Genomic DNA, 22,427 nt, shown 5'->3' on the forward strand with positions numbered 1-22,427 from the left:
AGCAGCGGCGCAATTTCGCCCTCACCCGCGTCGCGCCCCAGCACGAGGAAATCGTCCTGCCCGGCGCCCATGCCGACCTGGGTGGCGGCTATCCGGCCGAGATGACCGAGCGCCTGCTGCTGACCCGACCGCGCGCCTCGCGCGAACGCTATGGCACCGACAGCCATACCGCCTGGAGTTATCGCCAGGCCCAGATCGAGCTGGCGCATATCCAGCAGGAAGCCTGGTTCGATCCGGATCAGGCCAGGCTGACCCTCGATACGTGGCGCATCAGGCTGCCCGCTGCTCGCGGCGACCGGCCGGAATCCGAGGTCTTCGCCGCCGTGCGCTTGGAACGACGGGTGCGGGGCGACTTGTCCCTGGTCTATCTGCGGGTGATGCACCGCCTGGCCAGCCTCCAAGGGGTGCCGCTGTCGGCCATCGATGACGACGATCCCGAATTACGCCTGCCGGATGAACTCCAGGCAATAGCCACCAAGCTTCAGGCCCATGCTCAGGGGGCTGCGCTCCATCTCGACCAGGCCGAAACCCGCCTGCTGTTCGGGCGCTACGTGCACCTCTCCGCCCATTGGCAGGCCCAGATCGGCCGCGGCCTGGGCAACGTGGACGTGGTCTTCGTCCATGCCCCCACGCCCGACGGTCGGCGCTACGTCTATCCAAACCTTCCCCAGGCAGGTTATCCACAATGAGCCGCTGGCTGCTTTGCCTCATCCTGGTGCTGGGACTGACCGGCTGCCAGTCCAGTGCCGCGACCAACCCCAAGCTGCCCTACGCTGCCTGGTACCTGGGCTTCCTGGCACCCAACTACATGGAGGTCTGGCTGGAGCGAGCCGACATCAGCGACATCAACGGCCTCATCTTTCCCAGGGCCATGGGGGGGGTGGTTGCCATGGGCCAGCCCGAGAGTCTATCGGCTACCGCCAGGGGCTGGCCCAAGCGAATCGGCTCGGGCAAAGGCCGCTCCATGACCGGCCTGGATCTGCCCTATGTGGTTTCACTGCGTTGGCAATCCATGGTCGAGCCCCAGACCTACCATGCGGCGTTTCTTATTCCCGATTGGGCGCGAAGGAAGATGGTCGAGAGTCTGCCAGCAGACTGTCCTGTCAGTGGTCGCACCTCGGACTATCGCAAGGATCTCACCATCGGCTTGGCCCCAGGCGGTGTGGTCAAAGTCTGGATCATGGGCCCCTGTCTCGACCCCATCGAAGTCCTGACCTTGCAAGCCGAAATTGAGCCCAAGGGGCCCTACGGTGGCAAGTCGGGCGGCAAGTACCGCCCGCTGTCTCCGGTGGTGAAGGCCTATGTCGACAAGTACGGCGTGCCCTACGGCAGCTGGTGGGCGCCGATCCCCTACACCACGGTCGGCCCTTGAACGCGGGACGTGTAGTCTACGCCTCGCCGTGCCGCGCCAGCGCCCATTCCACATGCTCGCGCACCAGCGGCGAAGGATGCTCGGCGTGGACCTTCAGCGCCTCCAGCACCGGAATGCTGGTCGGTGCATTGCCCAGGCCCACCGCCAGGTTGCGCAGCCAGCGCTCGTAGCCGGCACGGCGGAGGGGTGAGCCTTCGGTGCGGCTGAGGAATTCGCTTTCGCTCCAGCGGAAGAGGTCGGCCAGGCTGGCGTTGTCCAGTCCGTGGCGTGGCTGGAAATCGCCTTCGGCAGAGGGTTTGGCGAAGCGATTCCAGGGGCAGACCAGCTGGCAGTCGTCGCAGCCGAAGACCCGGTTGCCGATCAAAGGGCGCAGCTCCGGCGGAATGCTGCCCTTGAACTCGATGGTCAGGTAGGAGATGCAGCGCCGGGCGTCAAGCTGGTAAGGACCGACGAAGGCCTGGGTCGGGCAGATGTCCAGGCAGGCGCGGCAGGTACCGCAATGGTCACGTGGGGTAGGCTCGTCCACCGGTAGGGGCACGTCGACGAAGAGTTCGCCCAGGAAGAACCAGCTCCCGGCCTTGCGATTGAGCACCAGGGTGTTCTTGCCGATCCAGCCCAGGCCGGCCTGTTCGGCGAGGGCCTTTTCCAGTACCGGGGCGCTGTCGACGAAGGCGCGATAGCCGAAGGGGCCGACCTCGGCCTGGATGCGCTCGGCCAAGTGCTGCAGGCGCTTGCGGATCAGCTTGTGATAGTCGCGGCCCAGGGCATAGCGCGAGAGGTAGGCGGCGGTGCCATCGGCCAGGCGCTCGCTCATGCGGGTGTCGCCGGGCAGGTAGTCCATACGCAGGGAAATGACTCTCAGGGTGCCCGGGACCAGTTCGGCCGGCCGCGAACGTTTGGTTCCGTGCGCGGCCATATAGTCCATCTCGCCGTGGAAACCGGCGGCCAGCCAGCGCTCCAGATGTTCTTCGTGACGTGCCAGATCCAGGCCGGCGATACCGGTCTGCTGAAAGCCCAGTTCCCGGCCCCAGGTCTTGATGAGGTCGGCCAGGGCGGCGAGGTCTAGGGCGCAAGCGGACATCGACAGGAACGCACGGGCAGGAGGGCCGCCCATTTTGCCAGACTCCGGAGGCTTTCCCAGCATGCACGACGAACTGCCGTTCCAGCTCTACAGCGCCCAGCAGGTGCGGGATCTCGATGCCCAACTCATCGCCGGCGGCCTGCCGGGGCTCGAACTGATGCGCCGTGCGGCTGCGGCGACCTGGCGCTCCCTGCGCCATGGCTGGCCCCATGCCGGCGCGCTGTGCGTGCTGGCCGGCGGCGGCAACAATGCGGGTGACGGCTATCTGGTCGCCAGCCTGGCCCGCAAGGCCGGCTGGCAGGCGCGTGTCTGGTACCTGGCCGACCCGGCTGGGCTCAGGGGCGACGCCGCCCTGGCCCATGCCGAGGCGCAGGCCGCCGGGGTGGACATCCAGCCCTGGCGCGCGGATGCCCCGCTCGGCGGCGTGGTGGTCGATGCCCTGCTGGGTACGGGCCTCAAGGGGCCGGCCCGCCAGCCCTACGCCGCGGCCATCGAACGGATCAACGCCAGCGAACTGCCGGTGGTGGCCATCGACCTCCCGTCCGGGCTGGACGCCGATACCGGCGCCGCGGCCGGCCCCCTGGTGCGGGCCGACCTGACCATCTGCTTCATTGGCCTCAAGCTCGGGCTGTTCACCGGCAAGGGCCCGGATCACGTCGGTAGCCTGGTGTTCGAGCCCTTGATGGAGGAGCCGCAGAATCCCGCCCATGCCACCGCCCAACGCCTGGCGCCGGGCAACCTGCCGCGGCTGATGGCGCGACCGCTCAATGCGCACAAGGGGCAATTCGGGCATCTGCTGGTGATCGGCGGCGACGAAGGCACCGGCGGTGCAGCCATCATGGCCAGCGAGGCGGCGCTGCGTTGCGGTGCCGGCATGCTCAGCCTGGCAACCCGGCCGTCCAACGTGGCGGCGGTCCTGGCACGGCGCCCGGAGATCATGGTCGCTGGCGTGCATTCCAGTTTTGCCGTGCTGGAACTGGCGAAGAAGGCCGATGTGCTCGCCGTCGGGCCGGGCCTGGGGCAGGGCGCCTGGGGCAAAGCCTTGGCCAGTGCGGCCGCGACGCTTGACGTCGCCCAGGTCTGGGACGCCGATGCTCTCAACCTGCTCGCCGCTGGCGTGGTGCAGGCGCCCCGTGGTCCCTGGGTAATGACACCCCACCCAGGCGAAGCGGCGCGGCTACTGGGCGTGGCGACCGCCGACATCGAGGCTGATCGGCCCGGCAGTGCCCGCGAACTGGCCCGGCGCTACGGCGCCGTGGCTCTGCTCAAGGGTTTCGGCACCCTGATCGCCCATCCGGATGGACGCATGGCGTTGTGTGGCGAAGGGCATCCGGCAATGGCCACCGGTGGCCTGGGCGACGTCCTCACCGGTATCATCGCCGCCCTGCTGGGGCAGGGGCTGGCACCCTTCGAGGCGGCCTGCCTGGGAGCCTGGCTGCATGGCCGCGCCGGCGCCGAGCTGGGTCGCCAGGGCCGCGGCCTCGCCGCCAGCGATCTGCCCCCGGTCGCCCGCCAGTTGCTCGAGGAACTCCAGCCATGCCTGAACTGACCCTGTACGCCGCCGACGAAGCCGCCATGTACGCCCTCGGCGCGCGCCTGGCCCAGGCCAGCGGTGGGCGCGGCGTGCTCTATCTGCACGGTGATCTGGGCGCCGGCAAGACCACCCTGTCGCGCGGCATCCTGCGCGGCCTCGGTCATGCCGGCGCGGTGAAGAGTCCTACCTTCACCCTGGTCGAGCCCTATGAACTGGCCGGCGGCGCGGTCTATCACTTCGACCTCTATCGCCTGGCCGATCCGGAGGAACTGGAATTCATGGGGATTCGCGACTACTTCACATCCGAGGCCTTGTGCCTGGTGGAATGGCCCGAGCGCGGGCAGGGCGTTTTGCCAAAGCCGGACCTGGCCATTACCATTACGCCACGCGCCGACGGCCGTGATCTCCGCCTGGTCAGCCAGGGAGCCCATGGCGAGGCCTGGTGCGCCGCCCTCGCGTCCTAGGTCGGTCTGAAACGACCCGATAGTCGCTCCGCGACTGTCAGGCGACTCCTAGGCGCCGATCCTTCGTTCTCCAGCTATACGGTCGCAGGCATGCGCAAGCGTTTTCTCAGGTCGGGACTCGGCCTGTTGTTGTTGATCCTGAGCAGCCAGCTCCTCGCCGCTACCCAAATCAAGGGGATGCGCGTCTGGCGTGCGCCCGACAATACCCGGCTGGTGTTCGATCTCACCGGCCCGGTCAAGGCCAGCGTCTTCACCCTCAGTGCCCCGGACCGCATCGTCATCGACCTGTCCGGCGCGCAGCTCGACGGTGGGCTGAACGAAAAGCCGCTGCGCAACACCCCCATCACCGGCCTGCGGGCGGCCCAGCGTTCGCCGGGCGAGGTGCGCCTGGTGCTGGACACCAAGGGCGCCCTGACGCCCAAGAGCTTTACCCTGGCGCCCAACAAGGAATACGGCAATCGCCTGGTGGTCGACCTCTACGACCAGGGCACCGATCCCGCCACCAGCGACATCCCCGCCACCGTCACGCCCAATCTGCCGGCCACTCCGGTGACGCCCGCCCAGCCGGCGACGCGCCTGCCGTCGAGCCCTAGTGGCAAGCGCGACGTGGTGGTGGTGATCGATCCGGGCCACGGCGGTGAAGACCCGGGTGCCATCGGTCGCGGCCGGTTGTACGAGAAGAACGTGGTGCTGGCCATCGCCAAGCAGCTGCAGGCCAATCTCAACCGGCAGAAGGGCTTTCGCGCCGAGCTGACCCGTACCAGCGACTACTTCATCCCGCTGCGCCAGCGGCAGGTCATCGCCCGCAAGAAGGGCGCCGACCTGTTCATCTCCATCCACGCCGACTCGGCGCCCAGCTCCAGCGCCGAGGGCGTCACCGTCTTCGCCCTGTCCCAGCGCGGCGCCACTTCCGAGGCCGCCCGTTGGCTGGCCGACGCGGAAAACCGCTCCGACCAGGTCGGCGGCGTCTCCGACGCCCTGGACAACAAGGATCCCATGCTCGCCGGCGTGCTCATGGACCTGTCCATGACCGCCACCGTGGCCTCCAGCCTGGAGGTCGGCCAGACCATCCTCGGCCAGGTCGGCCGGGCCACTAAGCTACTGCATTCGCGGGTCGAGCAGGCCGGCTTCGTGGTACTCAAGTCGCCGGACATCCCCTCGATCCTGGTGGAGACCGGCTTCATCACCAATGCCAACGAATCGGCCAAGTTGGCCAGTCCGGCGCACCAGGGCCTACTGGCCCGGCAGATCCAGGCGGGTGTGGTGCAATACTTCCAGCACCGGCCGCCGCCCGGCACCTACCTGGCCTGGCAGCGCGAGCAGCGTGGTGGCAAGCTCGGCATCGTGCGTGGCGTCGACCAGCACCGGGTGCAACCCGGCGAGAGCCTGAGCCTGATCGCCCGGCGCTATGACGTGGACCTCTCCACCCTGCGCGCCGCCAACCGGCTCAAGGGCGACCGCATCCGCTCCGGCCAGGTCCTCACCATTCCCACCCACGAACTGGCGGCCAGCAATGACTGAACCCCGGCGCATCCAGCTGCTCAGTCCGCGGCTGTCCAACCAGATCGCCGCCGGTGAGGTGGTCGAACGCCCCGCCTCGGTGGCCAAGGAGTTGCTGGAGAACGCCCTGGATGCCGGGGCCACTCGCATCGACATCGAGGTGGAGCAGGGTGGCGTCAAGCTGCTGCGCATCCGCGACGATGGCCACGGCATCCCGGCGGATGACCTGCCGCTGGCCCTGGCACGCCATGCCACCAGCAAGATCTACCATCTGGACGAACTGGAAAGCGTCACCAGCCTGGGCTTTCGCGGCGAGGCCCTGGCCTCGGTCAGCTCGGTGTCGCGCCTCACCCTGACCTCGCGCTACCGGGGCGAGGACCAGGCCTGGCAGGTGGAGACCGAAGGCCGCGAGATGCAGCCGCGGGTCCAGCCCGCCGCCCATCCCCAGGGTACCTCGGTGGAGGTCCGCGACCTGTTCTTCAATACGCCGGCGCGGCGCAAGTTCCTGCGCGCCGAGAAGACCGAATTCGACCACCTGCAGGAAGTGGTGCGACGCCTGGCACTGGCGCGCTTCGACGTCGGCTTCCATCTGCGACACAACGGCAAGAGCGTGCTCGCCCTGCATCCGGCGGGCGATCCGCAGAGCCAGGGACGGCGGGTCGGCGCCGTGTGCAGCCCGGCCTTCCTCGAACAGGCCCTGCCGCTGGAGCATGAGCGCAACGGCCTGCGTCTCTGGGGCTGGGTCGGCCTGCCGACCTTCTCGCGCAGCCAGGCCGATCTGCAGTACTTCTACGTCAACGGCCGCATGGTGCGCGACAAGCTGGTCGCCCACGCCGTGCGTCAGGCCTACCGCGACGTGCTCTACAACGGTCGCCATCCGGCCTTCGTGCTGTTCCTCGAACTCGATCCGGCGACGGTGGACGTCAACGTCCACCCCACCAAGCACGAGGTGCGCTTCCGTGATAGCCGCCAGGTGCACGACTTTCTCTACGGCACCCTGCACCGTGCCCTGGGTGACATCCGTCCGGACGCCCAACTCGCCGTGGTGGCGCCTACCGCAGCGACGCCCCTGAGCGGCCCGGCCGCCGGCGAATTCGGCCCCCAGGGCGAAATGCGCCTGGCCGCCGCCGCTTTGCACGACAGTCCCGCCCCGCCTGCCCAGCCCTTTGCCGGCGGCGGTGGCCCGGGTGGCGCGCCGCGCTACAGTGGCCCCATGCCGCAGCCCTATGCCGGGGCGCCGGTCGCCGAGGTGCAGAGTGCCTACAAGGCCTTCTTCGCGCCGTTGCCGGAGGGTGAGCAGGCTGCGTCCCTGCCGGCGGAGCAGGGCGACGTCCCGCCCCTGGGCTATGCCCTGGCCCAGCTCAAGGGTATCTACATCCTGGCCGAGAACGCCCAGGGCCTGATCCTGGTGGACATGCATGCCGCCCATGAGCGCATCACCTACGAGCGCCTCAAGGTGGCCATGGCCAGCGAAGGCCTGCGCGGCCAGCCGCTGCTGGTGCCCGAGTCCCTGGCGGTCAGCGAGCGCGAAGCCGATTGCGCCGAAGAGCACGGGCTGTGGTTCGAGCGCCTCGGCTTCGAACTGCAGCGCCTCGGTCCGGAGACCCTGGCCATCCGCCAGATTCCCGCGCTGCTCAAGCAGGCCCAGGCCGCCCGGCTGGTGCAGGACGTGCTCGCCGATCTGCTCGACTACGGCACCAGCGACCGCATCCAGGCGCACCTCAACGAATTGCTCGGTACCATGGCCTGCCATGGCTCGGTGCGCGCCAATCGCCGGCTGACGCTGCCGGAGATGAACGCCCTGCTGCGCGACATGGAAACCACCGAGCGCAGCGGCCAGTGCAACCACGGTCGTCCGACCTGGGCCCAGCTCAGCCTGGACGACCTGGACAAACTCTTCCTGCGCGGCCGCTGACCGCCACGCCGCGTCCTGCGCGGCGTCTTTCGAGAACCCCTGATGACCGCCCCCCTGCCGCCCGCCATCTTCCTCATGGGGCCGACCGCCTCCGGCAAGACCGACCTCGCCATCGAACTGGCCCGGCTGCTGCCCATCGAGCTGATCAGCGTCGACTCAGCGCTCATCTACCGCGGCATGGACATTGGTACCGCCAAGCCCGGCGCCGAGCTGCTGGCGGCCCATCCGCACCGACTGGTGGACATCCGCGATCCCGCCGAGAGCTACTCCGCCGCCGAATTCCGCGGCGATGCCCTGGCCGCCATGGCCGAGATCACCGCGGCCGGCCGCATCCCGCTGCTGGTGGGCGGCACCATGCTCTACTTCAAGGCCCTGCTCGAAGGCCTGGCCGACATGCCCAGTGCCGATCCGGCGGTGCGTGCCGAGATCGAAGCCCTGGCGGCGCAGGCCGGCTGGAGCGAGATCCATCGGCAACTGGCGGAGGTCGATCCGGTCTCCGCCGCGCGCATCCATCCCAACGACCCCCAGCGTCTGCTGCGGGCGCTGGAGGTGTTTCGCGTCAGCGGCCGTTCGATGACCGAGCATCGGGCGCGGCAAATGAGTGCCAATACCGATTCGAACGGGGCGTCCCAGACACAATTGCCCTATACTGTCGCCCAATTGATCCTGGCGCCTGGCCGTCGCGACGTGCTCCATGCGCGAATCGCCGAGCGCTTCGAACTGATGCTGGAACAGGGCTTCATCGACGAAGTCTCAGCCTTGCGGGAACGTCCCGATCTGCATCCGGGTCTGCCGTCCATGCGATCCGTGGGCTATCGTCAGGTCTGGGAGTTCCTCGAGGGGGGCTGCACGCGGGAAGAAATGGTGGCGCGTGGCATCGCGGCGACGCGGCAGTTGGCGAAGCGGCAGTTGACCTGGTTGCGTGGCTGGCCCGCCGCGTACACCTTCGACAGCCTGGCTTGCGACAATCTGCCACGGATCTTGAAATGTCTCGCCGGCGACTCCATATCGCCCCGCAGCTGAATCGTTTTTGTCCGCATGTCCATGGTGGGCAGCGGAAGCTGGCATGTCGCCAGATCGGTATTTTTCATTCTTTAGGAGAGCGACACGATGTCAAAAGGGCATTCGCTACAAGACCCTTACCTGAACACCCTGCGTAAAGAGCGCGTTCCGGTTTCCATCTATCTCGTCAACGGCATCAAGCTGCAGGGGCAGATCGAGTCCTTCGACCAGTTCGTGATCCTGCTCAAGAACACCGTCAGCCAGATGGTCTACAAGCATGCGATTTCCACGGTGGTGCCGAGCCGCCCGGTCCGTCTGCCCAGCTCCGAGACTGGCGAGTCGGATAGCGAATAAATAACAAGAGGAGCGCCCTGTTGTTCTTCGAGCGTCACGAAGGTGGTGAGCGGGCCATTCTGGTCCATCTGGAAGGCCTGCATCCCGAGGCGCGCGAAGACCCTCAGGAGTTTCTCGAACTCGCGCGGTCGGCGGGTGCGCAAACCGTGGCTTTCGTCACGGTGAACCGCAGCCAGCCGACCGCGCGTTTTCTCATAGGTACCGGCAAGGTCGAAGAGCTGCACGATCAGGTGCATGCCAACGAGGCTGACCTGGTCATCTTCAATCACGACCTCACGCCCAGTCAGGAACGTAACCTCGAAAAAGCCTTCGAGTGCCGCGTCCTGGATCGTACCGGTCTGATTCTCGATATCTTCGCCCAGCGCGCCCGTACCCACGAGGGCAAGCTGCAGGTGGAGCTCGCCCAGCTCGAACACATGAGCACCCGGCTGGTCCGCGGCTGGACTCACCTCGAGCGGCAGAAGGGCGGTATCGGCCTGCGTGGCCCGGGTGAAACCCAACTGGAAACCGACCGTCGTCTGCTGCGGATACGGATCCGGCAGATTCGCCAGCGCCTGGACAAGGTGCGCAGCCAGCGTGAGCAGGCCCGCCGCGGCCGGCGTCGCGCCGAGATTCCCGCCGTGTCCCTGGTCGGCTACACCAACGCCGGCAAGTCCACCCTGTTCAACAGCCTCACCGAGTCCGGCGTCTATGCCGCCGACCAGTTGTTCGCCACCCTCGATCCCACCCTGCGCCGCCTGGAGCTGCCGGATCTCGGGCCGATCGTGCTGGCCGATACGGTCGGCTTCATCCGCCACCTGCCGCACAAGCTGGTGGAAGCCTTCCGTGCGACGCTGGAGGAGTCCAGCAATTCCGACCTGCTGCTGCACGTGATCGATGCTCATGAAGAGGATCGCCAGCTGCAGATCCAGCAGGTCGAGGCAGTCCTGCACGAAATTGGTGCCGACGGTCTGCCGATGCTGGAGATCTACAACAAGATCGACCTGCTCGACGGCGTCGAACCCCATATCCAGCGCGACGACGAAACCGGCCGCCCGATCCGGGTCTGGGTCTCGGCGCGCGACGGCCGTGGTCTGGACCTTATCGGTCAGGCCGTGGCCGAATTGCTCGGCGAAGACCTCTTCGTCGGCGTGTTCCGCCTGCCCCAGCGCCATGCCCGCCTGCGCGCGCGGCTGTTCGAACTCGGCGTGGTGCAAGGCGATGACCATGACGACGAAGGCAATATCCTGTTGTCTGTACGAGTACCCCGCGCCGAACTCAATCGACTGCTCAGCCGGGCCGGTGAAGAACCGGAAGTCTTTATCCAGCAACATGTTTTGCAATAAACCCTTGCTCGGCGCTTTTGTTCGGGCGGGGACCATCCGGTAGCATTGGTCGACGCGCCATTTCGGCGCGTTTTCGCGTTATCAGTAGGGAGAGCGCTATGGCTTGGAACGAGCCCGGTGGCAACTCGAATAATCAAGACCCCTGGGGCGGCCGCAACGGCGGTGGCAACAATGGTGGACGCAAGGGGCCGCCGGATCTCGACGAAGCCTTGCGTAAATTTCAGGATCGCATCAACCGTCTGGTCGGCGGCAAGAAGCGCTCCGGCGGCAGCGACGGCAACAGCCTCGGCTCCGGTGGCGGCAAGGGCTTGCTGCTGCTCGGCGTGGTGCTGATCGGTGCGCTCTGGCTGTACAACGCCGTCTACGTCGTCGACGAACAGGAGCAGGCCGTGGTGCTGCGCCTGGGCAAGTACCACGAGACCGTAGGGCCCGGCCTGAATATCTACTTCCCGCCCTTCGAGACCAAGTACCAGGAAAACGTCACCCGCGAGCGGGCCTACAGCAAGCAGGGTGCGATGCTGACCCAGGACGAGAACATCGTCGAGGTGCCGCTGACGGTCCAGTACCGCATCACCAACCTCAAGGACTTCGTCCTCAATGTCGACCAGCCCGAAGTGAGCCTGCAGCAGGCCACCGACAGCGCGCTGCGCCACGTCGCCGGTTCGTCGACCATGGACCAGTTGCTGACCGACGGCCGCGAGCAGGTCGCTACCAGCGTCCGCGAGCGGCTGCAGCGCTTCCTCGACACCTACGGCACGGGTATCACCGTGACCCAGGTGAACATCCAGAGCGCCTCGGCGCCGCGTGAGGTCCAGGAAGCCTTCGACGACGTCATCCGGGCCCGCGAAGACGAGCAGCGCGAGAAGAACCAGGCCGAGGCCTATGCCAACGGCGTGATCCCCGAAGCCCGCGGTGCTGCCCAGCGCATCATCGAGGAGGCCAACGGCTATCGCGACGAAGTCGTCGCCCGCGCCCAGGGCGATGCGTCGCGCTTCAGCCAGTTGGCGGTGCAGTACGCGCTCAACCCGCAGCTGACCCGCGAGCGTCTGTACATCGAGACGATGCAGGAGGTGCTGGGTCAGTCGAGCAAGGTCATGGTCACCGGTCAGGCCGGCCAGAACCTGCTCTATCTGCCGCTCGACAAGCTGATGCAGAACCGCGCTCCGGCACCGACCTCGGCCATCAGCAGTGGCGCGGCTCCGGCGGCGTCCAGCGATACGGCTGCCTCGGTCATTCGTAATCTGCCGCAGTCCACCGAGCCGCGTACCAGGGAGAGCCGCTGATGAGCAATAAATCGCTGGCCGCGCTGATCGTCGTGGTCGTCCTGGGCCTCGGCGCCTGGAGCAGTCTGTTCGTAGTGAAGGAGACCGAGCGGGCGGTGATGCTGCGCTTCGGTCGCGTGGTCGAGCCCAACCTGGAGCCCGGTCTGCACTTCAAGATTCCCTACGTCAATCGCGTGCGCAAGTTCGATGCCCGCCTGCAGACCCTCGACACCCCGACCCAGCGTTTCCTGACGCTGGAGAAGAAGGCGGTCATGGTGGATGCCTATGCCAAGTGGCGCATCTTCAATGCCGACCGTTACTACACTGCCACCTCGGGTCTCAAGCAGATCGCCGACGAGCGCCTGCTGCGCCGCCTGGAGGCGGGGCTGCGTGACCAGTTCGGTCGTCGCACCCTGCATGAGGTGGTCTCCGGCGAGCGCGATGCCATGGTCGGCTCCCTGACTGCCTCGCTGAACAAGATGGCCAACCAGGAGTTGGGTATCGAGGTGCTGGACGTGCGCGTCAAGGCCATCGATCTGCCCAAGGAAGTCAGTCGCAGCGTCTACGAGCGGATGAGCACCGAGCGTGAGCGGGAAGCCCGCGAGCATCGGGCCAAGGGTCGCGAGCTGGCCGAAGGCATCCGTGCCGACGCCGATCGTCAGCGCCGCGTGCTGCTGGCCGAAGCCTATCGCCAGGCCGAACAGGCCCGCGGTGAGGGCGACGCCCAGGCGGCCCAGGTGTATGCCCAGGCCTACTCGAAGAATCCGTCGTTCTTCTCCTTCTATCGCAGCCTGCAGGCCTATCGCTCCAGCTTCTCCAGCAAGAGCGACGTCCTGGTGCTGGATCCGAAGAGCGATTTCTTCAAGTATTTCCAGAGCCCGGGGCAGTGATGGCCGGGTGGGACGACGACTAGGCAAGCGCGGTACGCCTCGCTCGTCGTTCCTCCCCGATCGCCGATTTTTTCGTGTTATCATGAATCAGCCGGGGCCATCCCCGGCTTTTTTGCGTCCGTACGAAACCCGTGGCAGGGCAACGCCCTGGCTGATCCGGGTAGCAATCCACGGCAACGCGGCTCGATCCGGCCGATGGCTCCCCTGCGAGCCCATCGCGCTGACCGTGTTGGCCGCGTGCCGATCCATGACATGGAGAAGAGGCCTAATGGCTACGGTAGACCGCTGGCTGCTGCCTGACGGTATCGAGGAAATCCTGCCGCCCGACGCGGCGCGCATCGAAGGCGCCCGGCGCCGGGTACTGGAGCTGTTCCATTGCTGGGGCTACGAGTTCGTCATCACCCCGCACCTGGAGTTTCTGGAGTCGCTGCTCACCGGCGCCGCCCAGGAACTGGAACTGCGCACCTTCAAGGTGACCGATCCCAACTCCGGGCGCCTCATGGGTTTCCGTTCCGACATCACGCCTCAGGTCGCGCGCATGGACGCCCATAGCCTCAAGCACGATGGCGCCAGCCGCCTGTGCTACGCCGGCAGCGTGTTGCACACCCGGCCGCGGGCCCTGTCCACCTCCCGCAGTCCCATCCAGGTCGGCGCCGAGCTCTATGGCGTGCCGGGCAGCGAAGGAGATCTCGAAGTCATCAGCCTGATGCTCGACGTGCTCGAGCAGGCCCAGGTGCCTAATGTCCACATGGATCTCGGCCACGTGGGCATCTACCGTGGCCTTTGCCAGGTCGCCGGTGTCTCCGGCGCCAGCGAGCAGGAGCTGTTCGACGCCCTGCAGCGCAAGGCCGTCGATGAAATCGATCAGCTGACCGCCGACCTGCCCGCCGCGCCGCGTGGCTGGCTGCGGGCCCTGGTGGAGCTCAGCGGCGATGCCACCATGCTCGACCAGGCGCGTCAGCGTCTGGCCGGTGCGCCGGCAGAGGTACTGCAGGCGTTGGATGAACTGGTCGCGCTGGCCGAGTCGCTGCAGGGGCGTTTCCCGAACGTACCGCTGTATTTCGATCTCGGCGAACTGCGTGGCTATCACTACCACACCGGTGTGGTCTTCGCCGCCTTCGTGCCGGGGACCGGGCAGTCCATCGCCCAGGGTGGCCGTTACGACAACATCGGCGCCGATTTCGGCCGTTCGCGGCCGGCGACCGGTTTCTCCACCGACCTCAAGAGTCTCGTCGAGCTGGGTACCGCCGTGCTCGAAGAGCCGCGGCGCGGCATCTGGGCGCCGACCGGGCACGGGGCGCCGCTCTGGCAGGCTGTGCGCACCCTGCGGGCTGCCGGCGAGCGGATCATCCAGGCCACCAGCCTGGAAGACGAAGCCCAGCTGCGTGCCGCCGGTTGCGACCGGCGGTTGGTCGAGCGGCAGGGTAGCTGGGTGGTGGAGCCCTTGAATTCCTAAGAGCCTGTTCACGATCTGCTGCGCGTCGGCCAAACTGCGTTGAAAACGCCTTCGGAATGCTCATTTACTACTTGTAAACTCCGCTTCCTCAGGCCTTTTCGCCTTGTTTGGCTCTAGCTCGCGAGATCGTGAACAGGCTCTAAGCACCGGATCGTGCATCCGGGTGAACGTGAGCATCGTCGGCCTGGCCGACAGAAATCTTCCTGACAGGGGATAAGGTTATGGGTAAGAACGTCGTCGTCCTGGGCACCCAGTGGGGTGATGAGGGCAAAGGCAAGATCGTGGACCTGCTGACCGACCAGGCCGCTGCCGTGGTGCGTTATCAGGGCGGCCACAACGCCGGTCACACGCTGGTCATCGATGGCCAGAAGACCATCCTGCGGCTGATTCCCTCGGGCATCCTGCGCGCCGATACCCAGTGCCTGATCGGCAATGGCGTGGTGCTCTCGCCAGAGGCGCTGTTCAAGGAAGTCGGCGAGCTGGAAGCCCGTGGCGTCCCGGTGCGCGAGCGTCTGCGCATCAGCTCGGCCTGTTCGTTGATCCTGCCCTACCACGTGGCTCTGGACCAGGCGCGCGAGAAGGCCCGCGGCGAAGCCAAGATCGGCACCACCGGTCGTGGTATCGGCCCAGCCTACGAAGACAAGATCGCTCGCCGCGGCCTGCGCGTCGGCGACCTGTTCCATCCCGAGCGTTTCGCCACCAAGCTCAAGGAAGTGCTGGACTACCACAACTTCGTCCTGCAGAACTACTTCAACGAGCCGCCGGTGGACTTCCAGAAGACCTACGACGAGGCCATGGAGCATGCCAAGGTCATGCAGCCGCTGGTCATGGACGTGGTCAGCCGTCTGCACGAGCTGCGCAAGGCCGGCGAGAACCTGATGTTCGAGGGCGCCCAGGGCACCCTGTTGGACATCGACCACGGTACCTATCCCTTCGTCACCAGCTCCAACACCACCGCCGGTGGCGTGGCGACCGGTTCCGGCGTGGGTCCGCTGTACCTGGACTACATCCTCGGCATCACCAAGGCCTACACCACCCGCGTCGGCTCCGGTCCCTTCCCGACCGAGCTGTTCGACGAGACCGGTGCCTACCTGGCCAAGCAGGGCCATGAATTCGGCTCCGTCACCGGCCGTCCGCGCCGTTGCGGCTGGTTCGATGCGGTCATCCTGCGTCGCTCCATCGAGATCAACAGTATCTCCGGTATCTGCCTGACCAAGCTGGACGTACTCGACGGCCTGGAAACCGTGCGCATCTGCACCGGCTACAAGGATGCCGCCGGCAACCTGCTGACCGAGGCCCCCACCGACGCCGACAGCTACGCAGGTCTGCAGCCGGTCTATGAGGACCTGCCCGGCTGGAGCGAATCCACCGTTGGCGCCCAGAGCCTCGAAGCGCTGCCGGCCAACGCCCAGGCCTATATCCGCCGCATCGGCGAGCTGGTCGGCGCGCCGATCGACATCGTCTCGACCGGTCCGGATCGCAAGGAAACCATCGTGCTGCGCCATCCTTTCGCCTGAATGCGCTAGAAGGATGCAGCTCCCAAAGCCCCGCCTCGCGGGGCTTTGTGCTTTCCAGGGGTAAGCCTCTCAGCCATCTGCCGGTAATGGCCACTGGTCTAGTGTGGCCAGCAAATTGCTATGACATCTGACCACTTGGCTCCAGCTCGCGAGGAGTTGGCCGACAGCCTTTAATCGTCCTTTGTCGCCGGAGACCCCCATGTCGTTTCTCTTGTCGTTGTTGCGCAGTCGGCTGTTGCTGCCGGTGTTCATCAGTCTGTTGCTGGCGGTGGTCATCCAGGTCGCCCTGGCGGTGTGGTTGACCCAGAGCGCGGTGCGGGATCTGCAGCTCGGCCTGGCCGAGCGTCTGTCCGGGGAGTCCGAGCGTCTTGCCGATACGCTGCGCCAGGCGGGGAGTGAGGTGGGTGGCAGCCTGGCTGAACTGGCTGGCCAGACGCGTGGGCGCCTGGCCGAGGGGTTGTCGCAGCGGCTGACCCGCGAGCGGGAGCAGGTGGGGGAAACCCTGACCGATACCCTCAAGGGCAATGCGAAGAACCTGGCGGAGCTGCTGGCTGGGGTGTCGCCCAAGGCGATGTGGGATGCCGATGTGCCGGCGCTCTCCGATCTGGCGCGGCGGGCCCAGAGCAATCCCGATGTGCTCTTCGTGATCTTCCAGGATGCTCAGGGCCAGAACCTGACGCGCTATCTCAATCGTCAGGATGCCCGTATCACCCATCTGCTCGAGGTGGGCCAAGGTGAGGGCGCCCTGGCCAAGGTGCTTGATGCGGCGACCCGCGACCCGTCCGTGTATCGCGTGGACGCCTCCATCAGTCCCAATGGCGTGGAGATCGGCAAGGTGCTGGTGGGGATTTCCACGGCGTCCATCGAGCGCGCGGGTGCCAAGCTGGACAAGAGTTTCAAGAGCCTGATCGATGATGCGGGCGGCCTGGTGTCTTCCAGCGTGGCGGAGGCCGCCAAGGGCAGCACGGCCACCCTGGCCACGCGCCTGGAGGGCACTCGTCAGACGGCCCTGGCGATGAGCCGTAATGCGGGTGAGACGGTGGCCTCCATGGCCGCTGCGCTGCGTTGGCAGATCGCCTTCGGGCTGGTGCTGGTTGGTGTGGTCATGGTGCTGGCGGTGGCCCTGGTGCTGGGCCGGCGCGTGCTGCGGCGTATCGGCCTGCTGCAGTGGGCGCTGGACGATCTGGCGGCGGGGGAGGGCGATCTCACCCGGCGGCTGAAGCTGGGGGAGGGCGACGAGATCCAGGCGCTCGGAGGAGCGGTCGACCGCTTCATCGCCAAGCTGCAACCTCTGGTGAGCGAGGCCCATAGCGTCGCCGAGCGCACCGGCGAGGAGATCCGCGGGCTGGCCGGCAGCAGTGCTACGGCCGAGGCCGCGGCCGAACGGCAGCGCGAAGAGGTGGCCCGCAGCCTGGAGGCGCTGTCCGGCATCGCCGAAGAGGCGCAGGGCGAGAGTGCCGCCATGCAGGGCGCGCTGCAGCAGGTGGAAGCCATTCGCAGCTCCACCCAGAGCAACGCGCGGATCGCCAGCCAGGTAGCCCACGGCATCGAGGGCCTGGTGACCCGGGTCGAGTCCGGGGCCAAGGTCATCGAGCGCCTGGCCGAGCAGAGCGAGCAGATCGAGGTGGTGCTGGACGTGATCCGCGGTATCGCCGAGCAGACCAATCTGCTGGCGCTCAACGCCGCCATCGAGGCGGCGCGGGCCGGGGAGAGCGGGCGGGGCTTCGCGGTGGTCGCCGATGAAGTCCGGGCGCTCGCCAGCAAGACCCAGGAATCCACCGGCAGCATCCGGGCCCATATCGCCGGATTGCAGGACGGCGCCCGCGAGGCGGTGGCGGCCATCGGCGAGGCTCGCCAGCAGGCGGGTAGCGGCCTGGTGATGCTGCGCGACAGCACGCGTATCCAGCAGAACGTCCATCTTGCGGTGGACCAGGTGCATGCCAGCATGACGACCGCTGCCCAGGCGGCCCAGCGACAGGCGGAGGGAGCTGCGGCGGTACGGCTGCGCGTCGAGGTCATCCATGGCGAAGCCCTGAAGGCGGCCGAGTCGATGGCGGCCACCGCCCGCGGTGGGCGGACCCTGGCGGAGCTGGCGGCGCAACTGCGTGGCAGTCTGGGGCAGTTCAGGGCCTAGGGTGGGGCACTTTTTCGCGGACAAGAAAAAACCGGCCGTAGCCGGTTTTTTCTGTACGTCCGATTCAGGATCGTCCGTTTGGTATTGGTGCCCAGGAGAAGACTCGAACTTCCACGGTGTTGCCACCGCTAGGACCTGAACCTAGTGCGTCTACCAATTCCGCCACCTGGGCCTGCAGCGCGACTTCTGGCCGCTTCCCGTCACCCTTGCGGGTTCCAGGATTAAAAAACCGGCTAGCGCCGGCTTTTCGTCGACCGATCTGCAAATCGATCGACTATAATGAGTGGTGCCCAGGAGAAGACTCGAACTTCCACGGTGTTGCCACCGCTAGGACCTGAACCTAGTGCGTCTACCAATTCCGCCACCTGGGCACTCAGTGCGATGATCGCTCATCGACTCCGACGTCGCAACTGCTCACGCCGTCGTGGGGCGGCACTTTACTCAGGGGGCGTTTGCTTGTAAACCCCTGCTGCGAAAAATATTTTATTGAGCATGGCAGGCTAACTATTGCGCGGTTTTCACGTTTCAATAGGCGTCATGACAGCTCCTAACGTACACAGACACAGAAGGTAACCCCAGACTGATGGCCGATTGGCAATCCCTCGATCCCGAGGCCGCCCGGGAAGCGGAAAAGTACGATAACCCCATTCCGAGTCGCGAACTCATTCTGGCTCACCTGGCCGATCGCGGCGCCCCGGCCACTAGGCCGCAACTGGCCGAGGAATTCGGCCTCGTCACCGAAGACCAGCTCGAAGCCCTGCGGCGACGCATGCGCGCCATGGAGCGCGATGGCCAGGTGATCTACACCCGCCGTGGTGCCTATGCCCCCATCGACAAGCTCGATCTGGTGCGTGGCCGCATCGCCGGCCACCGCGATGGCTTCGGCTTCCTGATCCCCGACGACGGCAGTGACGACCTCTTCCTCAGCCCGGCGCAGATGCGCCTGGTGTTCGATGGCGACATCGCCCTGGCGCGGGTCGCCGGCCATGACCGTCGCGGTCGTCGCGAAGGCGGCTTGGTCGAGGTGGTCAGTCGCGCTCACGAGTCCCTGGTCGGTCGGTTCTTCCAGGAGAGTGGCCTGGCCTATGTGGTGCCCGACAATCCGAAGATCGGTCAGCAGGTGCTGGTGCCCGAAGGCAAGCACGGCGGCGCCGCTCACGGCCAGTTCGTGCAGGTGCGTATCGATGAGTGGCCTACCACCTTCCGTCAGGCCCAGGGCGAGGTGGTCGAGATCCTCGGCGACTACATGGCGCCGGGCATGGAGATCGAGGTCGCCCTGCGCAGCTACGACATTCCCAACGAATGGCCCAAGGCCGTCGAAAAGGAAGCCGCCAAGCTCAAGCCCGAGGTGGAAGAGAAGGACAAGCAGAAGCGCATCGACCTGCGCCAGCTGCCTTTCGTCACCATCGATGGCGAAGACGCCCGCGACTTCGATGACGCCGTCTATGCCGAGGCCAAGAAGTCCGGCGGCTGGCGGTTGTACGTGGCCATTGCCGACGTCTCCCATTATGTGAAGGTCGGTTCGGCGCTGGACGCCGAGGCGGAGAGACGCGGCAACTCGGTGTACTTCCCCGAGCGGGTCATTCCCATGTTGCCGGAGGCCCTGTCCAACGGCCTGTGCTCGCTCAATCCCCAGGTCGATCGCCTGGCGATGGTCTGTGAGATGACCATCGCCGCCTCCGGCCGGATGACGGGCTACCAGTTCTACGAAGCGGTCATCCATTCCCACGCGCGCCTGACCTACAACAAGGTCTCCGCAGTGCTGGAACAGCCCAAATCGGCCGAAGGCAAGCAGTTGCGCAAGCAGCTCGGCGCGCTCGTGCCGCACCTGGAGCAGCTCTATGGGCTGTACAAGGTGCTGCTGGCGGCCCGCCACGTGCGCGGCGCCATCGATTTCGAGACCCAGGAAACGCGCATCGTCTTTGGCGCCGACCGCAAGATCTCCGAGATTCGCCCGACCCAGCGTAACGATGCCCATAAGCTGATCGAGGAGTGCATGCTGTGCGCCAACGTGGCCACCGCCAAATTCCTCGAGAAGCACAAGGTGCCGGCCCTGTACCGGGTCCATGACGCACCGCCCCTGGAAAAGCAGACCAATCTGCGGCAGTTCCTCGGTGAAATGGGGCTGTCGCTGACCAAGGGCAAGGCCAATCCGGTGCCGTCGGACTATCAGGCGCTGCTCCAGCAGATTCGTGAGCGGCCGGACTTCCGCCTGATCCAGACGGTGATGCTCAGGTCCCTGAGCCAGGCGGTCTACAGTCCGGACAACAATGGGCACTTCGGTCTCAACTACGAGGCCTATACCCACTTCACCTCGCCGATCCGCCGTTATCCGGACCTGCTGATCCATCGCGCGATCCGCAGCGTGATCCGCTCCAAGCTGGAGACCAAGCACGTCAAGCGCGCAGGCGCCACGAGCATGGCCAAGGCGCGCATCTATCCCTACGACGAATTGCGCCTGGATCAGCTCGGCGAGCACTGCTCCATGACCGAGCGCCGCGCCGACGAAGCCACCCGGGACGTTTCCAACTGGCTCAAATGCGAGTTCATGAAGGATCGCGTCGGCGAGACCTACGCCGGCGTCATCACCTCGGTGACCGGCTTCGGTCTGTTCGTCGAGCTGTCCGAGGTATTCGTCGAAGGCCTGGTGCACGTCACCGCGCTGCCGGATGACTACTACCACTTCGACAGTGTCCATCATCGCCTGGCCGGTGAGCGCAGCGGGCGCAGCTATCGCCTGGGTGATCCCCTCGAAGTGGTGGTGGCCCGGGTCGACCTGGACGAACGCAAGATCGACTTCGTGCTGCCGGCCAGCGCTGGTGCACCGCGGGTGCGTGAGGAACGCGAGCCGCGCCGTAAGCGCGACAATCGTCGTCGCGGTGCGCCGGCGGAAGAACAGAGCGCTGCCCCGGCTGCCGAGGCGCCCGCTGCGGCAGTTTCGCCGGAGCCAGAGCGTGAGCCGCGTCGCTCGCGCAACAGCCGTCGTCGTGGTGCGCCAGCGCAAGAGCAAGGCGCCGCCCCGACGGCCGAGATGCCGGCTGAGGTCGTGTCGGCGGAGCCGGAGCGGGAGCCGCGTCGCTCGCGCAACAGCCGTCGTCGTGGTGCGCCAGCGCAGGAGCAAGGCGCTGCCCCGACGGCCGAGATGCCGGCTGAGGTCGTGTCGGTGGAGTCGGAGCGTGAGCCTCGCCGCTCGCGTAACAGCCGTCGCACTGCACCAGCCCAGGAGCAGAGCGTCGCCTCCGTCGGCGAAGCGCCCGCTGCAAGCGTTGCACTCGAGTCTGAGCCTGAGCCGCGCCGCTCGCGTAGCGACCGCCGCCGCGCCGCTTCGGCAAAACAGCCGCAGAGCACCGGTGCGACCGCGGAGGTGTCGACTGCGGTCGCTGCTGCGACGTCGCCCAAGCAAGACGAGCAGGTGCTCGGTAATACCGACGTCAAGCGCAGTCGGGCGGTGAAACAGGCGCTGTTGGCCGAGGCCAAGGTCGAGGGTGGCAAGCCCAAAGCCCAAGGCAAGACCAGTGGCAAGGCCAAGGGTAATGCCGGCAAAGGCAAGGCCAGCGACACGGCCAAGGCCCGTACTGCGCCCGCGCGGCAGGATAAGGTGTCGGCTGCCGAAGGTGCCGCGGCGGTGGAGGCCAAGGTCAAGAAAGCCAAGGCCGCTGGCGCCAAGAAGAAGTCGGCAGGCAAGTCCAAGGACGAAAGCCAGACCCAGGCCGCTGCCAAGAACAGGGTCAAGGCCAAGGCGAAGAAGCCCCATCGCAAGGGACAGTCGCGTTCTAAGGGTGATGCATGAGCCAGCTGGAAACCGTTTACGGTATCCACGCGGTGGAAGCGCTGTTGCGCTTCCACCCGCGCCGGGTCAAGCAGCTCTGGATCGCCGAAGGGCGGCGCGAGCCGCGGGTCGAGGCGTTGCTGGAGCTGGCCGCTGGCCAGCGACTGGCGGTGGAGACCAAGCCGCGCGCCCTGCTCGATGAGATCGCCGAAGGGGTGCACCAGGGCGTCGTCGCCCAGGTCAGCCCCAGTCAGGTCTGGGGCGAGGCCATGCTCGAGGAGTTGCTCGACCGCGCCGAAGGGCCGCCGTTGCTGCTGGTGCTCGATGGGGTGACCGATCCACATAACCTCGGCGCCTGCCTGCGCAGCGCCGATGCCGCCGGTGCGCTGGCGGTGATCGTGCCCAAGGACAAGTCCGCCACCCTCACCGCGGTGGTGCGCAAGGTGGCCTGCGGCGCCGCCGAGGTGCTACCCCTGGTGGCCGTGACCAACCTGGCGCGGACCCTGGAGAAGCTGCAGAAGCGCGGCCTGTGGATCGTGGGTACCGCCGGCGAGGCGACCCAGGAGATCTACGATGTCGACATGAGTGGGCCGACGGTGGTGGTCATGGGCGCCGAGGGCAAGGGCATGCGCCGTCTGACCCGCGAGCATTGCGATCACCTGGCGCGGCTGCCCATGGCCGGCAGCGTCAGCAGTCTCAATGTGTCGGTGGCGACCGGCGTCTGCCTGTTCGAGGCGGTGCGTCAACGACGGCCATCCGCGCTCTGAAAGTGAACATGCTGAAACGCTTGGGCGCTGTTCCGGTGCGTATCGCACTATACGAATCGCGCCACAGTGCGCAGAATACCGGGCT

The 22,427-nt window shown here is 66.6% G+C and carries 17 protein-coding genes, 2 tRNA genes and 1 pseudogene; 17 read left to right on the forward strand and 3 right to left on the reverse strand.

Features of this window, described 5'->3' with window-relative positions; all coding sequences use genetic code 11:
- Together AR540_RS20535 and AR540_RS20540 are read left to right on the forward strand one after the other, a co-directional pair.
- Nucleotides 1-689 (forward strand): hypothetical protein (locus AR540_RS20535; RefSeq protein ID WP_059231634.1); only part of this gene is annotated, 689 nt, incomplete at its 5' end.
- Nucleotides 686-1,372, forward strand: a complete 687-nt coding sequence (locus AR540_RS20540; protein ID WP_059231636.1) for a DUF2931 family protein — start codon at nucleotides 686-688, stop codon at nucleotides 1,370-1,372. The genes AR540_RS20535 and AR540_RS20540, both read left to right, overlap by 4 nt.
- A 16-nt stretch (nucleotides 1,373-1,388) precedes the next feature.
- Here AR540_RS20540 and queG read toward each other — a convergent pair whose 3' ends face one another.
- Entirely contained in the window at nucleotides 1,389-2,453 is a 1,065-nt protein-coding gene (gene queG / locus AR540_RS20545) for a tRNA epoxyqueuosine(34) reductase QueG (protein WP_059232033.1), read from the reverse strand.
- Between the two features lie 61 nt (nucleotides 2,454-2,514).
- Here queG and AR540_RS20550 point away from each other — a divergent pair, with 61 nt between their 5' ends.
- The 13 genes and pseudogenes from AR540_RS20550 to AR540_RS26680 all read left to right on the forward strand — a co-directional run bounded on the left by AR540_RS20550 (nucleotide 2,515) and on the right by AR540_RS26680 (nucleotide 17,806).
- Nucleotides 2,515-4,002, forward strand: a complete 1,488-nt coding sequence (locus AR540_RS20550; protein ID WP_059231638.1) for a bifunctional ADP-dependent NAD(P)H-hydrate dehydratase/NAD(P)H-hydrate epimerase — start codon at nucleotides 2,515-2,517, stop codon at nucleotides 4,000-4,002.
- A complete protein-coding gene (gene tsaE, locus AR540_RS20555; protein WP_059232035.1) occupies nucleotides 3,990-4,451 on the forward strand; it encodes a tRNA (adenosine(37)-N6)-threonylcarbamoyltransferase complex ATPase subunit type 1 TsaE in 462 nt (153 codons plus the stop codon). Before AR540_RS20550 ends, tsaE begins: the two co-directional genes overlap by 13 nt.
- Before the next feature lie 90 nt (nucleotides 4,452-4,541).
- Nucleotides 4,542-5,972 (forward strand): N-acetylmuramoyl-L-alanine amidase, encoded by a 1,431-nt coding sequence (locus AR540_RS20560; RefSeq protein WP_059231640.1) that lies wholly within the window; start codon nucleotides 4,542-4,544, stop codon nucleotides 5,970-5,972.
- Nucleotides 5,965-7,866, forward strand: coding sequence for a DNA mismatch repair endonuclease MutL (gene mutL / locus AR540_RS20565; RefSeq protein ID WP_059231642.1), 1,902 nt, complete (start codon nucleotides 5,965-5,967; stop codon nucleotides 7,864-7,866). Before AR540_RS20560 ends, mutL begins: the two co-directional genes overlap by 8 nt.
- A 42-nt stretch (nucleotides 7,867-7,908) precedes the next feature.
- Nucleotides 7,909-8,889, forward strand: coding sequence for a tRNA (adenosine(37)-N6)-dimethylallyltransferase MiaA (gene miaA / locus AR540_RS20570; RefSeq protein ID WP_059231644.1), 981 nt, complete (start codon nucleotides 7,909-7,911; stop codon nucleotides 8,887-8,889).
- A gap of 87 nt (nucleotides 8,890-8,976) precedes the next feature.
- Entirely contained in the window at nucleotides 8,977-9,222 is a 246-nt protein-coding gene (hfq, locus tag AR540_RS20575; RefSeq protein WP_059231646.1) for an RNA chaperone Hfq, read from the forward strand.
- A 20-nt stretch (nucleotides 9,223-9,242) separates the two neighbouring features.
- Nucleotides 9,243-10,547 (forward strand): ribosome rescue GTPase HflX, encoded by a 1,305-nt coding sequence (gene hflX, locus AR540_RS20580; RefSeq protein WP_059231649.1) that lies wholly within the window; start codon nucleotides 9,243-9,245, stop codon nucleotides 10,545-10,547.
- 98 nt (nucleotides 10,548-10,645) lie between these two features.
- Nucleotides 10,646-11,830, forward strand: a complete 1,185-nt coding sequence (gene hflK / locus AR540_RS20585; protein ID WP_059231651.1) for an FtsH protease activity modulator HflK — start codon at nucleotides 10,646-10,648, stop codon at nucleotides 11,828-11,830.
- A complete protein-coding gene (gene hflC, locus AR540_RS20590; RefSeq protein WP_059231653.1) occupies nucleotides 11,830-12,699 on the forward strand; it encodes a protease modulator HflC in 870 nt (289 codons plus the stop codon). Before hflK ends, hflC begins: the two co-directional genes overlap by 1 nt.
- A 268-nt stretch (nucleotides 12,700-12,967) precedes the next feature.
- On the forward strand, nucleotides 12,968-14,155 hold the full coding sequence (locus tag AR540_RS20595) for an ATP phosphoribosyltransferase regulatory subunit (protein WP_059231655.1): 1,188 nt from the start codon (nucleotides 12,968-12,970) through the stop codon (nucleotides 14,153-14,155).
- 221 nt (nucleotides 14,156-14,376) lie between these two features.
- Complete coding sequence (locus tag AR540_RS20600) at nucleotides 14,377-15,672, forward strand: adenylosuccinate synthase (protein ID WP_059231657.1); 1,296 nt, start codon at nucleotides 14,377-14,379, stop codon at nucleotides 15,670-15,672.
- Between the two features lie 1,105 nt (nucleotides 15,673-16,777).
- Nucleotides 16,778-16,948 (forward strand): annotated as a pseudogene (locus AR540_RS26675) (HAMP domain-containing protein); the annotation flags it as partial.
- Between the two features lie 123 nt (nucleotides 16,949-17,071).
- Complete coding sequence (locus AR540_RS26680) at nucleotides 17,072-17,806, forward strand: methyl-accepting chemotaxis protein (protein WP_442963810.1); 735 nt, start codon at nucleotides 17,072-17,074, stop codon at nucleotides 17,804-17,806.
- Between the two features lie 85 nt (nucleotides 17,807-17,891).
- Here the strand turns inward: AR540_RS26680 and AR540_RS20610 are convergent.
- Both AR540_RS20610 and AR540_RS20615 read right to left on the reverse strand, forming a co-directional pair.
- A tRNA-Leu gene (locus AR540_RS20610) sits at nucleotides 17,892-17,978 on the reverse strand.
- A gap of 112 nt (nucleotides 17,979-18,090) precedes the next feature.
- A tRNA-Leu gene (locus AR540_RS20615) sits at nucleotides 18,091-18,177 on the reverse strand.
- A 212-nt stretch (nucleotides 18,178-18,389) separates the two neighbouring features.
- Between AR540_RS20615 and rnr the strand changes: the two genes are divergently transcribed.
- Together rnr and rlmB are read left to right on the forward strand one after the other, a co-directional pair.
- Nucleotides 18,390-21,596: a ribonuclease R gene (rnr, locus tag AR540_RS20620; protein ID WP_059231661.1), complete on the forward strand. Its 3,207-nt coding sequence runs from the start codon at nucleotides 18,390-18,392 to the stop codon at nucleotides 21,594-21,596.
- Nucleotides 21,593-22,342 carry a 23S rRNA (guanosine(2251)-2'-O)-methyltransferase RlmB gene (rlmB, locus tag AR540_RS20625; protein ID WP_059231664.1) on the forward strand — a complete coding sequence of 250 codons (750 nt, stop codon included), beginning with the start codon at nucleotides 21,593-21,595 and terminating at the stop codon, nucleotides 22,340-22,342. Before rnr ends, rlmB begins: the two co-directional genes overlap by 4 nt.
- Nucleotides 22,343-22,427 lie beyond the last annotated feature (85 nt).

Source organism: Pseudomonas sp. EpS/L25, assembly GCF_001512295.1.
Taxonomy (GTDB): domain Bacteria; phylum Pseudomonadota; class Gammaproteobacteria; order Pseudomonadales; family Pseudomonadaceae; genus Chryseomonas.

Coding starts and splice junctions, on each gene's coding strand:
- AR540_RS20540 (WP_059231636.1), top strand. CDS start 686: ATGAGCCGCTGGCTGCTTTGCCTCATCCTGGTGCTGGGACTGACCGGC.
- queG (WP_059232033.1), bottom strand. CDS start 2,453: ATGTCCGCTTGCGCCCTAGACCTCGCCGCCCTGGCCGACCTCATCAAG.
- AR540_RS20550 (WP_059231638.1), top strand. CDS start 2,515: ATGCACGACGAACTGCCGTTCCAGCTCTACAGCGCCCAGCAGGTGCGG.
- tsaE (WP_059232035.1), top strand. CDS start 3,990: ATGCCTGAACTGACCCTGTACGCCGCCGACGAAGCCGCCATGTACGCC.
- AR540_RS20560 (WP_059231640.1), top strand. CDS start 4,542: ATGCGCAAGCGTTTTCTCAGGTCGGGACTCGGCCTGTTGTTGTTGATC.
- mutL (WP_059231642.1), top strand. CDS start 5,965: ATGACTGAACCCCGGCGCATCCAGCTGCTCAGTCCGCGGCTGTCCAAC.
- miaA (WP_059231644.1), top strand. CDS start 7,909: ATGACCGCCCCCCTGCCGCCCGCCATCTTCCTCATGGGGCCGACCGCC.
- hfq (WP_059231646.1), top strand. CDS start 8,977: ATGTCAAAAGGGCATTCGCTACAAGACCCTTACCTGAACACCCTGCGT.
- hflK (WP_059231651.1), top strand. CDS start 10,646: ATGGCTTGGAACGAGCCCGGTGGCAACTCGAATAATCAAGACCCCTGG.
- hflC (WP_059231653.1), top strand. CDS start 11,830: ATGAGCAATAAATCGCTGGCCGCGCTGATCGTCGTGGTCGTCCTGGGC.
- AR540_RS20595 (WP_059231655.1), top strand. CDS start 12,968: ATGGCTACGGTAGACCGCTGGCTGCTGCCTGACGGTATCGAGGAAATC.
- AR540_RS20600 (WP_059231657.1), top strand. CDS start 14,377: ATGGGTAAGAACGTCGTCGTCCTGGGCACCCAGTGGGGTGATGAGGGC.
- rnr (WP_059231661.1), top strand. CDS start 18,390: ATGGCCGATTGGCAATCCCTCGATCCCGAGGCCGCCCGGGAAGCGGAA.
- rlmB (WP_059231664.1), top strand. CDS start 21,593: ATGAGCCAGCTGGAAACCGTTTACGGTATCCACGCGGTGGAAGCGCTG.